Source organism: Aminipila terrae (assembly GCF_010120715.1).
In the GTDB taxonomy this organism is placed as follows: Bacteria; Bacillota; Clostridia; order Peptostreptococcales; family Anaerovoracaceae; genus Aminipila; species Aminipila terrae.
Map to the genome: position 1 here is coordinate 1552610 of NZ_CP047591.1, position 12963 is coordinate 1565572.

The 12963-nt window shown below is 33.6% G+C and carries 12 protein-coding genes; all 12 read right to left on the bottom strand.

What is annotated here, in order from left to right; translation table 11 throughout:
• Positions 1-5 precede the first annotated feature (5 nt).
• The gene (locus Ami3637_RS07420) at positions 6-767 is read right to left on the bottom strand and encodes a lantibiotic immunity ABC transporter MutG family permease subunit (protein WP_162362020.1); all 762 of its coding nucleotides are present in this window, start codon (positions 765-767) and stop codon (positions 6-8) included.
• A 5-nt stretch (positions 768-772) separates the two neighbouring features.
• Positions 773-1495, bottom strand: a complete 723-nt coding sequence (locus Ami3637_RS07425; RefSeq protein ID WP_162362021.1) for a lantibiotic immunity ABC transporter MutE/EpiE family permease subunit — start codon at positions 1493-1495, stop codon at positions 773-775.
• The gene (locus tag Ami3637_RS07430; protein WP_162362022.1) at positions 1488-2192 is read right to left on the bottom strand and encodes a lantibiotic protection ABC transporter ATP-binding protein; all 705 of its coding nucleotides are present in this window, start codon (positions 2190-2192) and stop codon (positions 1488-1490) included. Before Ami3637_RS07430 ends, Ami3637_RS07425 begins: the two co-directional genes overlap by 8 nt.
• Positions 2193-2289: 97 nt before the next feature.
• Positions 2290-3159 carry a YitT family protein gene (locus Ami3637_RS07435; RefSeq protein WP_202931100.1) on the bottom strand — a complete coding sequence of 290 codons (870 nt, stop codon included), beginning with the start codon at positions 3157-3159 and terminating at the stop codon, positions 2290-2292.
• Positions 3160-3161: 2 nt separating this feature from the next.
• Positions 3162-4148, bottom strand: coding sequence for a tryptophan--tRNA ligase (gene trpS / locus Ami3637_RS07440; RefSeq protein WP_162362023.1), 987 nt, complete (start codon positions 4146-4148; stop codon positions 3162-3164).
• Positions 4149-4162: 14 nt separating this feature from the next.
• On the bottom strand, positions 4163-4885 hold the full coding sequence (locus Ami3637_RS07445) for a SigB/SigF/SigG family RNA polymerase sigma factor (RefSeq protein ID WP_162362024.1): 723 nt from the start codon (positions 4883-4885) through the stop codon (positions 4163-4165).
• Positions 4882-5283: an ATP-binding protein gene (locus Ami3637_RS07450; RefSeq protein ID WP_162362025.1), complete on the bottom strand. Its 402-nt coding sequence runs from the start codon at positions 5281-5283 to the stop codon at positions 4882-4884. The genes Ami3637_RS07445 and Ami3637_RS07450 overlap by 4 nt, the downstream gene beginning before the upstream one ends.
• 62 nt (positions 5284-5345) lie before the next feature.
• Positions 5346-7844: a DNA gyrase subunit A gene (gene gyrA, locus Ami3637_RS07455; protein ID WP_162362026.1), complete on the bottom strand. Its 2499-nt coding sequence runs from the start codon at positions 7842-7844 to the stop codon at positions 5346-5348.
• Positions 7845-7866: 22 nt separating this feature from the next.
• The gene (gyrB, locus tag Ami3637_RS07460) at positions 7867-9786 is read right to left on the bottom strand and encodes a DNA topoisomerase (ATP-hydrolyzing) subunit B (protein ID WP_162362027.1); all 1920 of its coding nucleotides are present in this window, start codon (positions 9784-9786) and stop codon (positions 7867-7869) included.
• 318 nt (positions 9787-10104) lie between these two features.
• Entirely contained in the window at positions 10105-10527 is a 423-nt protein-coding gene (locus Ami3637_RS07465; RefSeq protein ID WP_162362028.1) for a hypothetical protein, read from the bottom strand.
• A 139-nt stretch (positions 10528-10666) separates the two neighbouring features.
• Entirely contained in the window at positions 10667-11764 is a 1098-nt protein-coding gene (gene recF, locus Ami3637_RS07470) for a DNA replication/repair protein RecF (RefSeq protein WP_162362029.1), read from the bottom strand.
• Between the two features lie 92 nt (positions 11765-11856).
• A complete protein-coding gene (dnaN, locus tag Ami3637_RS07475) occupies positions 11857-12963 on the bottom strand; it encodes a DNA polymerase III subunit beta (protein ID WP_162362030.1) in 1107 nt (368 codons plus the stop codon).

Sequence of the window (12963 nt, forward strand, 5' to 3'; positions counted from 1 at the left end):
TATTGTTATTCTGACTTATATCTCTGCCCCTGCCAGTTTTTACTCCATATAACAAAGCATACCATAAAAACTACTGTCATTATAATCATAGTTAAAGATCCAGCTCTGTAATCAAGCATAACAGTGTTGAAAGCCTGTGGATTTGTTACTTTAAATAAATAATAGGCTGAAATCCTTATCCCCCATCCGAAAGGTATATACTGCCAGAACCCATCCGCTAACCCATAATATAGTAAACAGCTGAGCAAAGTTCCCATTATACCAAAGCCCAGAGATATTCCCTTTCCAAAAGCAAAACTTATCATATATTGTATAATGTATACTCCAAAATTTAAAGCAAAAACTAAAAGAGATAATTTTAAAAATAAAGTTATAGGATATGCTGTATATCCCATTAAATGAAATATAATCCCAAAACCAAAGACTGTAAAAATACTTGCACATAATCCTAAAACTGAAATTGCTATAAAATTTCCTATATGAGAAATAATCTTTGAATAAGGTGCAGCCAGTATTCCATGATAATTGCCGGCATTTGCCTCCTGTTCATCTAACATGGATACAGCAATTGCAATCATCAATGGAAAAGCTACAATTACTGCCTGAATAAATCCAAATATTTTATCATTCTCCCCCCATGGTGAATATGAAAAATATCCCCCAAACACACTGATTCCAAGAACTGGCACTATTATATGCAGCCACAAAATTCTGGAATGTAATACTTTATAAAAGCTCGACTGAATACAATGAGTAAAATTATTCATATTACCTACACCTCCTGCTTTTCAAATATTTTAGTTGTAATAAAAGATACGGCAAAAAACAATATAACTGTGATGATTACCCCTGGTAAAATAACATCCGGATTCTCATAAATGCTGTTCTGCTCTACGGGTAAAGCATTTGGCATAACATGAATAACAGGGCACATAAGCCTTGCAGGGATGGAAAAAGGAATCCACCAGCAGCTCTTCACTGCAAAAACACAACTAATTGCAATATTACATACCATACTTAAAAATACAGAGACAAATAAATTTGTTTTTTGGGAGACAATCATAAAAAACGGCACTTGCCATGCAAATGTAATAAATATTAACACGCTGGCAAGTAAATTATTAGCAATACTAATTTTTTCAATAAAAACTATTCCACATATAGCCATTTCTATAAAAAATATTATACAGGCAAAAAACAGGTATAAAGTACCTGTAATTATTTTTGCATACCATAATTGTTTTTTGTCTGTTGCAACTCCAAATAGCCCATGATAATTGTATTTTACATCTTTCCTTACTATAGATGCTGAAATGAAAGCAAATGTAAAGGGTAAAAAAGTAATATACCAGCAATTATATGTAAAGGTCTGTGTATAGGACGATGGCATTAACAATAAAGATATTACTATTGCAGCCAAAGATGTAACCCATATAATTTTATTGTTAAATGTATATTTTTGTTTTAAGAATTCTGATTTTATATAGTTAAGCATAAAAATCACCTTCTTTTCTCACAATATCCATAAACAAACTTTCAAGATTTTCTGTCTTTGACAGCTCGTCCTGATACAAAAGCTTTCCATTCACTATGATTCCGATGTGATCTGCTGTCTGCTCAATTTCTGATAGAATGTGGCTTGAAACAATAACAGAAATACCTTGTTCGGGAAAAGAATGTATTAAGTTTCTTAAATCATTTATTCCTATGGGATCAAGTCCGTTTGCAGGCTCATCTAAAATTAAGAGTTTAGGCTTATTCAGCAGAGCTATGGCAATGCCTAGCCGTTGTTTCATCCCCATAGAAAAATTTCCGGCCTTTTTCTTGCCTGTGTTTGTAAGATTTACGATTTTTAATACTTCATCAATGCGCTGGTCTGGTAAACCGTACATTAAAGTCCTTACTTTCAAATTCTGCCTTGCAGTTAAATTCTCATAAAGTGGCGCAGATTCAATTAAAGACCCTATATATGCAAGATCTTTTCTTTCAATAGGTTTTTCATTAAACAGGATTTCTCCAGATGTGGGCATAATCATTCCTGTTATCATTTTTAACAGAGTAGACTTTCCTGCACCATTTGGTCCAAGCAGACCATAAATAGATTTTTCTTTCACTTTAAGTGATATTTTATTGTTTACTTTTTGATTCTTATACTTTTTACAAAGTTGTTTTGTTTCTAATATATTACTCATAAAAAAGCCTCCATACTTTTTTATAGTATGAAGGCTAAATATAAGGAATTTATAAGGTATATAAAATTTTTTATTATTCCTGACACGAAGGTGTATTTTACATAGGGGTTCTAAACCCTTTACCCAGTATATTACTTGAATTTGTTATAATCACAAAGGCATGTTCATCATTTTGTTTTATATAATCTCTAAGTTGTTTTGCCTGTGCACGATTAACCACAGACATAACTACAAATCTTTCTTTGTTATCATATGTACCAACACAATCATGTTTTGTAGCGCCTCTGCCTATACTATGAATAAACTCGCTTACTTCATCTGGCTTATCTGTAATAATGGTAAAGCATTTAGAAATATTAATACCTTCCATGACATTATCTACAACAACAGCTTTTGACAAAAGCCCCAGCACTGAAAACAAACCTGTGGTTACTCCAAACATAATACCGCTGGTTACTGCAATGAGTGCATCCGTACAGAATAAAGCTTTTCCAATATCTAAAGCCGTGTATTTTTTTAAAATCATGGCTATGATATCCGTTCCTCCACTGCTGGCTGAATAGTTAAAAAGAATAGCTGAACCTACAGCAGGAAGAATGACAGCAAAAACCAGTTCCATTAATGGTTGGTCGGTCATGGGCTTACTCAATGGAATTATATCTTCAAAGAACTTAACAAAGAACGAAAGTACCACAGAACCATATAAAGTTCTTACTCCAAAGGAAGTCCCTAAAAATATAAAGCCTACAACCAGCAACAGCATATTTATTATTGCCATTAAAGTTGCCTTTGATATAGGCACTACTGCTGCCAGCAGGATAGATATACCACTGACACCACCTGTAGAAAAATTATTTGGCATTTTAAAAAAGTATACGCCAGTTGCCACTAAAAACAGTCCTAAAGTTATCATCGTATAGTCAATTAAGACTCTTTTCCAATTAATATCTTTTTTCAATATATCCATTTTTATTTACCAATTCCAAGGCCAAATCTGTCTTTTACTCTGGCCATAGTTTTTTCTGAAATAGCATTTGCTTTTTCTGCGCCATCTTTTAATATTCTGATTAACTCATCTGAATTTCTGATATCTTCAAATCTTTCTCTTATTGGTTTTAGTGATTCAGAAGTTACTTGTACTAAGTCCTTCTTAAACTCACCATATCCGCAGCCATCATACTTTTTCTCAATTTCTTCTACGGACATACCTGAAAATGAACTATAAATATTAATTAAATTACTTACTCCTGGCTTGTTGGCAATATCAAAACGGATAGTTCCTTCTGAATCTGTTGTAGATTTCATAATGGACTTTTTGATTTTAGATTCATCATCAAGAAGTGAAATCCTGCTTAAAGGATTCTCCGCACTTTTACTCATTTTACTTGCAGGATCATCTAATGCCATTATTCTGGCACCTTCCTTCAGGAATCTTCCTTCAGGAATTACAAAGGTTTCCCCATATTTATTATTTACCCTGATTGCCAGATCCCTGCACAACTCAATATGCTGTTTCTGGTCATTACCTACAGGAACAACATTGGAATCATACAATAAAATATCAGCTGCCATTAAAACTGGGTATGAAAATAAACCTGTAGGTGCTGATTCTTTCCCCTTGCTTTTGTCTTTAAACTGAGTCATTCTGGATAGTTCGCCTGTATATGAGCTGCAGGTTAAAACCCATGATAATTCAGCATGTCCAGGAACATCAGACTGCACAAATACAGTAGCTTTTTTAGGATCAACCCCTATTGCCATATATAAAGCAGCCACATCAAGGGTATGTTTTCTAAGCTCCCTTGGATCCTGCGGCACTGTTATGGAATGCATGTCAACTATGCAATAAATGCAGTCATTTTCATTTTGAAGTTCAACAAACTGTCTTAATGCTCCCAAATAGTTGCCTATGTGTATATTTCCTGTGGGCTGCACACCCGAAAAAACTCTTTTCATCTGATTTCCTCCGTTTAACGATTCAGCTCCTCGTGAAATTTTTTTCTTATATTTTTTTCTGCCCTTGATATCGTCATCTGCGATACACCTAAAATCTCTGCTATTTCTGCCTGAGTTTTATTTTCTAAATATCGAAGTCTGAAAACTATTTTTTCTTTATCTTTTAAAGTTTTAAACACTGCTTTAATAACTTCAAAATCCTCAATACTACTGTACCCTTTTTCCTCTATGGACGCAAACTTGTCGAAAGTTACCATCTCTTCTGGGTCAGCAGCCTGATTTAATGAATATGTTGCATATGCCTTTCCACTTTCCACTGCCTCAATTATTTCTTCGTTAGATAAATTAAGATGTGCCGCCAGTTCATCCACTGTAGGCGTTCTGCCCAATTTTTCAGTAAGTTCTTCCTTTGCTGCCGGAATTTTCAGGCTTATCTCCTTTGTTCTCCGGGGAACCTTTACACTCCATTCCTTATCTCTGAAATACTTTTTGATTTCTCCAAGGATTGTAGGTGTGGCAAAACTGGAAAATTCGAAACCTCTATCAGGATCAAAACGGTCAACTGCAGAAACAAGAGCCATTGCACCTACCTGATAAAGATCATCATAATCTACACCCTTATTCATATATTTTCTTATGAGAATTTCCACCATATACAGATAAGCTTCCACTAATTGATTCCTTATATCAACACTTCTGCTTTGTCTGTACTGTAAAAATGCTTCTTGGTTCATCATTTATTCTTCACCATTACTATACTTTTCTGTTCATCATATACAGTTTTAATTTCTACTTGATCCATAAGTGTTTTAATAAGAACCATTGCTAAATCGCCATCCTGAGGACAATTCTTACATGGTCTGTATTCTTTTTTCAAATCTCTTCCGTTACCAACATCGGTAACAAAAATGACCATTTTATCTTCATGAAGTTCGCAGGTCACCTCATACATGTTTGTCCATGAATTAAATCCATGACACGTAATAGCCTTGCATGCTTCATCTACAGCAAGCTTTATGTCATCCACAGCTTCCACGTCAAAACCAGCATTACTTGCAAGCGCAGCAATACCCATCCTAACAACTTTAATATATTCCGGTTTTCCCGTAACTGTAAATTTAATACAATCTGCCATTTTTCTTATTATCTCCTTGATATAGGAATTGGGAACCGCCGTTCACAGCGATTCCCTTATCATTATTCTGTTTTTATTTCAATCTGTGATGATTCTTCAATTTTATCCTGGTCATCTTCTTTTTCGTCGACATCGTCTTCTTTAATAACCTTAGCCATAGCAATAATATTTGCGTCATCATCTACTCTCATGATCTTAACTCCCTGAGTAGCCCTTCCAAGTCTTGAAACTTCACCAGCTCTGATTCGGATTATGATACCGTCTGAATTAATCAGCATGATTTCATCATCCTCATTTACAACCATAGCTCCAATAAGCTCACCAGTTTTCTTGAACTTTGCCTTGTCATAAGTTAACAGACCTTTGCCGCCTCTGACCTGAACTTTATAATCTTCTACAGGGGTTCTCTTGCCGTAACCATTTTTTGTAACAACCAGAAGTTCTTCATTAGACTCTACCAGTTCCATTGATACTACTTCATCATCTGGCTCAAGTTTTATAGCTCTTACGCCACCGGCAATTCTACCCATGCTTCTTACATCTTCCTCAGAGAAGCAGATGCATTTACCCTGTTTTGTCACAATAATGACATTGTTTCTTCCTGTGGTTTGATTTATTCCGATAAGTTCGTCACCGTCTTTAAGGCTGATAGCAATAAGACCTGTCTTTCTATTTGTATCAAATTGAGAAAGTGGAGTCTTCTTTATAGTACCGTGCTTAGTGACAGCAATTAAAAATTTATCTTCAGCAAATTCCTTGATAGGAATAACTGCCGTAATTCTTTCTCTCTGCATTAAATTCAGGAAGTTTACAGCCGGCATACCTTTTGCAGTTCTTCCTGCTTCTGGTATTTCATAAGCCTTGAGTTTATGGGCTTTACCAGTATTTGTAAAGAACATTAAAGTATCATGAGTTGAAGTCATAATCATGTCCTTAACAAAGTCATTTTCCCTGGTTGTCAATCCAGTGATACCTTTTCCTCCCCGTTTCTGGGTTTTATAATTATCAACTGATACACGCTTTAAATATCCAAGATGCGTCAATGTTATAGCAACATTTTCTTCTTCGATTAAATCTTCTTCATCCAATTCGGAAATATCAGCAACAATTTTTGTTCTTCTGTCATCTCCCCATTTATCTTTAATTTCAAGAAGTTCATCCTTAACAACACCCATCAGCATTTTTTCATCTGCTAACAGCTGGTTATAATATGCAATCTTCTTCATTAATTCTTCGTATTCACTTTCAATTTTTTCTCTTTCCAGTCCCTGCAATCTGGCAAGTCTCATATCAAGAATTGCCTGTGCCTGGATTTCAGAAAGTCCAAAACGTTCAATTAATTTTTCTTTTGCATCGTTATAACTTGATCTGATAATCTTAATGATTTCATCAATATTATCAAGAGCTATTCGTAAACCTTCTAAAATATGAGCTCTTGCCTCAGCCTTTTTCTTGTCAAAAATAGTTCTTCTTGTAACAACTTCTTTCTGATGCTTTAAATATTCATCTAAAATTTCATAAAGAGTCAATGTCTTAGGCTGACCGTTTACCAGCGCAATCATAATCATACTGTAACTTTCCTGAAGCTGAGTATGTTTGAAAAGTCTGTTTAAGGTAATCTGTGGGTTGGCATCTCTTTTAAGTTCTATAACTATTCTCATACCCTGTCTGTTTGATTCATCACGGATATCAGAAATACCTTCAATCTTCTTTTCCTTTACCAGATCAGCAATTTTTTCAATAAGTCTTGCTTTATTTACCTGATAAGGAATTTCAGTTACAATAATCTGCTGTTTACCTTTGTTTGTTTCTTCAAATTCTGTTGTTGCTCTTACAAGAACTTTTCCCTGACCCGTTCTATATGCTTCTTTTGCACTGTTCTTTCCCATAATGGTAGCACCCGTTGGGAAATCAGGGCCTTTAACTATCTTAATTAAATCTTCAATATCAGCATTGTCATTGTCGATCATATAAACAGCAGCATCGATTACTTCTCTCAAATTATGAGGCGGAATTGATGTGGCCATACCAACGGCAATACCGTTGGAACCATTTACTAATAAATTTGGAAATCTTGAAGGAAGTACTACTGGTTCCTGCTCTTCTTCATCAAAGTTAGGCATGAAATCAACAGTTTCCTTGTCAATATCCCTAAGCATCTGCAATGCAAATGGAGTCATTCTGGCTTCCGTATAACGCATGGCCGCAGCGCCATCCCCATCCACGGAACCAAAGTTACCATGTCCATCTACAAGTAAATATCTGGTTGAAAAATCCTGAGCCATTCTAACCATGGCATCATAAATTGAACTGTCACCATGAGGGTGATATTTACCCATTACTTCACCGACGATACGTGCAGATTTTTTATGCGGTTTATCCGGAGTAACTCCCAGTTCACTCATTCCATAAAGTATTCTTCTGTGTACAGGCTTCAGACCATCACGAACATCCGGAAGTGCTCTTCCTACAATAACGCTCATGGAATAGTCTATATAGGAGTTTTTCATTTCGTCATGAATCTCATGCTGTATCAGCTTTGAATCTTCTAATAAATTCATAATCTTAATTTCCTCCTACTTCTTAAATATCTATCTTTGCATATTGCGCATTTTCTTCAATAAATCTCTTTCTTGGAGGAACTTTGTCTCCCATAAGAGTTGTAAAAATTTCATCTGCAGCCGCAGAATCTTCAAGAGTTATCTGTATTAATGTCCTGTGATTATAATCCATTGTGGTTTCCCATAACTGATTAAAGTCCATTTCTCCAAGACCCTTATATCTTTGAATATCAGCCTTTCCAGGTTTGTCTGAAAGACTGGCCATAAGTCTTTCCTGTTCTTTTTCACCATAAGTATAATATACTTCCTTGCCCTTTTTTGTCTGGAAAAGTGGTGGCTGGGCAGCATAAACAAACCCACCTTCAATAAGTGGAGTCATGTATCTATAGAAGAATGTCAACAGAAGCGTTCTGATATGCGCACCATCAACATCGGCATCGGTCATAATTATTATTTTATGATATCTTAACTTTTCAATATTAAAATCCTGTCCAATACCACAGCCAAATGCTGTAATCATATTTTTAATTTCTTCAGAATTTAATATCTTATCAAGTCTGGCTTTTTCAACATTTAATATTTTACCACGAAGAGGAAGTACCGCCTGTCTTTTTCTGTCTCTTCCCTGCTTTGCACTGCCTCCGGCTGAATCTCCTTCGACTAAAAATACTTCTGACAAAGCTGGATTTTTTTCTGAACAGTCGGCAAGTTTTCCTGGAAGTGATATACCATCCAGTACACCTTTTCTTCTTGTTATATCTCTTGCCTTTCTTGCAGCTTCTCTTGCCCGTGCTGCACGAAGACACTTATCAATGATAATCCTTGCTTCGTTAGGGTGCTCTTCCAAAAACGCTGTTAAGTTCTCATTAGTTGAAGTTTCAACAAACCCTCTCATTTCACTGTTTCCCAGTTTTGTCTTTGTCTGACCTTCAAACTGTGGTTCTGTAAGTTTAACAGAAATAATAGCGGTAAGACCTTCTCTTACATCTTCTCCTGAAAGGGTATCATCATTTTCTTTTAATATTTTGTTCTTTTTTGCATAGTCATTGATTACTCTGGTAAGTGCAGACTTAAAACCTACCATGTGAGTACCACCTTCCGTGGTATTTATGTTATTTGCATAAGAAAGAATCAGTTCACTGTAACTATCTGTATACTGCATAGCTACTTCAACTTCTAAATTATTTTTTATCAGTTCAAAATAGATAACTTCACTGTGAATAGCTTCTTTATTTTTATTTTGATGTATTACAAATTCCTTGATTCCGCCTTCATAATGAAAAACTTGTTCTTTTTTCTGACCTTCTCTGTCGTCTTTAAGCGTAATTTTAATACCCTTGTTTAAGAAAGCCATTTCTCTCAGTCTGTGTTCCAAGGTAGGATAATCATATGTTACATCATCAAAAATATCAGGATCTGGCCAGAAAGTTGACTTTGAACCTGTATGTCTTGATTCTCCTATAACAGTAAGAGGCATGGTAGTTTTGCCCTTACTATAAATCTGTTTATATATTTTTCCGTTTCTTTTTATTTCTACTTCCATTTCAGTAGAAAGTGCATTTACTACAGAAGCACCTACCCCATGAAGACCACCGGATACTTTATATCCTCCGCCTCCAAACTTACCACCGGCATGAAGCACTGTATGAATTACTTCGACTGCAGGAATACCAAGTTTAGGGTGTGCGTCCACAGGCATACCTCTGCCATCATCTTCTACAGTGATGGAGTTATCTGCATTAATTGTAATGTTAATAGTCTTGCAGAAACCAGCTAAAGCCTCATCCACGCTGTTGTCTACAACTTCGTAAACCAGGTGATGAAGGCCTCTTGGACCAGTACTGCCTATATACATGCCCGGTCTTTTTCTTACAGCTTCAAGACCTTCCAGAACTTGTATCTGGGCAGCATCATACTGTTGATTCTTTACTTCTGTACTCAATTTAACTTCTCCTGTTCTATGGACACAAATAAATCATATTCACTGTTTTTTAGCAAATATAATCATTCTGTCCTTAAAATTATTACTATATAAAAATATTGTTGCCAAATTTTAGATACAATATAACTAATCTAGTATACCTTAAAACTTCCGTTTTTACAATATTTTTTATACTTTTGGATTTATATTTTAAAAAAAGCATTTTAAAAGCCTTAAATCGAGTGTTTAGGGCTTTTAAATTAATATTATTCTATAAGGTGTGTTAATTTATTTTTAAAACATTAATCAACTATCTTTTGTATTTGACTTAAAACTTGCTCATATAAATTTTAATAAATCTTTATATAAATTTTCTTTTTTTCCAAAGGTAACATATTCTTTTACTCTATTACCATCATCCACTATTATTCTGTTTTTTTCATCGACAACTATTTTCACTAATACTTCTCCATATGTAACGTAAATTTCAATTTGATTATTACTTAGTGATGCATTAGAGCTTTTCAAATATTTATAATTTAAAAATTGTTCATAAAAATTATCCCATAATAGCTTTTGTTTTTTACTTGAAGTTTCTTTAAGCTTATATGGATCTTCCCCCTGTATAATATTTATATTATCTGCGTAGACATATGTTGGCTCTTTATCTGAAACAACTTTTTCAAAGCTTACAGGTTTAACATTTAAAAATAAAATCAAGGAAATTAATAATAAGATAATATAAAAAAACCTTTTTTTCATAATACCCCTTACATTTTTTTTAATTTATTCTTATTTTTACTTTTATAAGACTGCTTTTTTTCATAATTTTTTTTAAAAAAGAAATAAAAAATAATGGTCCAGAAAATTATATTTGCTATTACGAAAGCTATTAATTTCATTATTCTGCCTCCTTTATTTTTCCATTCTCCACATAAAATCTTTTACCTTCAGGCAGTGTACTTTTTACTTTTTCTGATAACTCTGCTGATGTTATAAAAAGCTGGATTCCTGAAAGTGAGTTAATGAGATAATTTTGGCGTTCCTCATCTAATTCTGATAAAACATCGTCTAATAACAATATACAATCTTCCTCAGTTTCATCTTTTATCAGCATTATTTCTGCTAATTTTAATGATAATGCAGCTGTTCTCTGCTGCCCCTGTGATCCATATTTACGTATATCTATCCCATTTATGGTTATTTTTAAGTCATCCCGATGAGGCCCCACGCTTGTGCTTCTTCTCAATAAATCCTTTTCCAGATTTTCATTTATTTTTTCCAAGAATAAGGACTTCTGATCTTCTAAATTTTTCATAAAAGGAACATTTGATTCATACTGAACATGCAGCTTTTCCCTGCCGTTGGTAATATTTTTATGAATTTCACTGCTGATTTTATCTATTTTTTTTACAAACTCAGCCCTATGGGTTATAATCTTGGCCCCATATTCACATAATTCCTGATTCCATATTTCCAACAAAGTTATTTTAGGAGAATTTTCTTTTAACATGGCATTTCTTTGAAGCAATACTTTTTTATATTTTGATATATTATTAAAATACACAGGTTTTATCTGACAAAGTTCTCTGTCTATAAATTTTCGTCTTTTTTCCGGTTCTTCTTTAACAATTTTTAAATCTTCCGGAGAAAATACAACAATGTAAATACTTTCAAGAAGCTCTGAAATTTTTCTGATTTTATGACCATTTAATTTTACAGCCTTGCTTTCTTTACTTACTGCCATTTCAACACAGACATCTTCATCTTTTTTTTCTGCCTCAATTTTTATTCGGAAGAACTTTTTTCCGAATTTAATCATTTCAAAGTCATTGGAAGTACGAAAAGACTTTCCCAAAGAAGATAAATAAATAGCTTCAATGAGATTTGTTTTTCCCTGGGCATTATTACCAAGTATTAAATTAACATTGGGATGAAATTCTATTACAAGATTTTCATAATTTCTAAAATCCTGTAATTCCGCTTTTGTTATGTACATATGCAATTCTCCATAAACCAGCTTTATCAACTTGCACTTTTTATATTACTTTGTATTAAACAAAAGCTGCCATAAATGACAGCTGAAATTTTTTAATTTCCCGATAGTCTGACAGGCAGTATTAAATATACAAACTGATTTCCGTCTATTGGTTTAACTAAACAAGGACTTACACTGGTATTTAATTCAAGTTTTATATTATCCTCATCAATTACTTTAAGAACATCAATTAAATATTTTGAATTAAATCCTATATCAAGACCTTCGCCTTCCACTGAAATCATAACATTTTCTTTAACATTACCCTCTTCTGACCTGGAGGTAATAGTCATATTGTTTCCTTCAATAGAAAGTTTAACAAGATTATTCTTACCTTCTTTTGCAAAAAGAGAAGCTCTTTCAATACTTTCAAGTAAATCTCCACGATTTAAAGTAACAACGGTTTTACATTCTTTAGGAACAATGTCTTTATATTTTATAAATTCACCTTCTAAAAGCCTTAAAACTATTTTTGTTCCTTCTAACATAACAACCGCTTTTTTGTTATCCAGTATAATTCCAACATCTTCATCTTCAACTTCTGAGATAATTTTACTTATTTCAGATAAGATTTTCGAAGCAATTATGATTCTTTTATCTTCATAATTCTTCATTTCTTCTTTAACAACAGCCATTCTGAAACCATCTAAGGCAATCATGTTCAGGTAATTTTCTTCAAGTTCAATGAGAACACCCACTATTACACCTTTAGATTCATCTAAGCTTGCTGCAAAAGATGTTTTTCTAATCATCTCTTTAAATAATTCTCTATTAAGAACCAGTTTACTTTTCTCTTCTATTTCCCCTATGTTTGGAAACTCATCTGCAGGAAAACATACTATATTGAACTGTGAGGATGAACACTCTATAGTAATATTATTTTCTTCTTTTAGTTCTATGGTTATTTCTTCATTTGGAAGTTTTCTTATAATTTCACCAAATAAGCGGGATAAGACAACAATCTGTCCTTCTTCATTTACGTGTGCATCTATGACTTTTTCAATACTTAAATCTAAATCAGATGCTGTTAATGTTAATTTATTATCTTCAGCTTTTAGTAAAATACCCTTAAGAATAGGAATAGTAGTTCTGTTAGTTACAGCCTTTGAAACAGTATTTATAGCTTTAGATAAAATTTGCTGATTACAGGTAAATTTCAT

Excerpts from the sequence above, each read along its gene's own strand:
- Ami3637_RS07465 (WP_162362028.1), bottom strand. The coding sequence starts at position 10,527 with ATGAAAAAAAGGTTTTTTTATATTATCTTATTATTAATTTCCTTGATT.
- Ami3637_RS07420 (WP_162362020.1), bottom strand. The coding sequence starts at position 767 with ATGAATAATTTTACTCATTGTATTCAGTCGAGCTTTTATAAAGTATTA.
- Ami3637_RS07425 (WP_162362021.1), bottom strand. The coding sequence starts at position 1,495 with ATGCTTAACTATATAAAATCAGAATTCTTAAAACAAAAATATACATTT.
- Ami3637_RS07450 (WP_162362025.1), bottom strand. The coding sequence starts at position 5,283 with ATGGCAGATTGTATTAAATTTACAGTTACGGGAAAACCGGAATATATT.
- Ami3637_RS07435 (WP_202931100.1), bottom strand. The coding sequence starts at position 3,159 with ATGGATATATTGAAAAAAGATATTAATTGGAAAAGAGTCTTAATTGAC.
- gyrA (WP_162362026.1), bottom strand. The coding sequence starts at position 7,844 with ATGAATTTATTAGAAGATTCAAAGCTGATACAGCATGAGATTCATGAC.
- recF (WP_162362029.1), bottom strand. The coding sequence starts at position 11,764 with ATGTACATAACAAAAGCGGAATTACAGGATTTTAGAAATTATGAAAAT.
- Ami3637_RS07430 (WP_162362022.1), bottom strand. The coding sequence starts at position 2,192 with ATGAGTAATATATTAGAAACAAAACAACTTTGTAAAAAGTATAAGAAT.
- Ami3637_RS07445 (WP_162362024.1), bottom strand. The coding sequence starts at position 4,885 with ATGATGAACCAAGAAGCATTTTTACAGTACAGACAAAGCAGAAGTGTT.
- dnaN (WP_162362030.1), bottom strand. The coding sequence starts at position 12,963 with ATGAAATTTACCTGTAATCAGCAAATTTTATCTAAAGCTATAAATACT.
- trpS (WP_162362023.1), bottom strand. The coding sequence starts at position 4,148 with ATGAAAAGAGTTTTTTCGGGTGTGCAGCCCACAGGAAATATACACATA.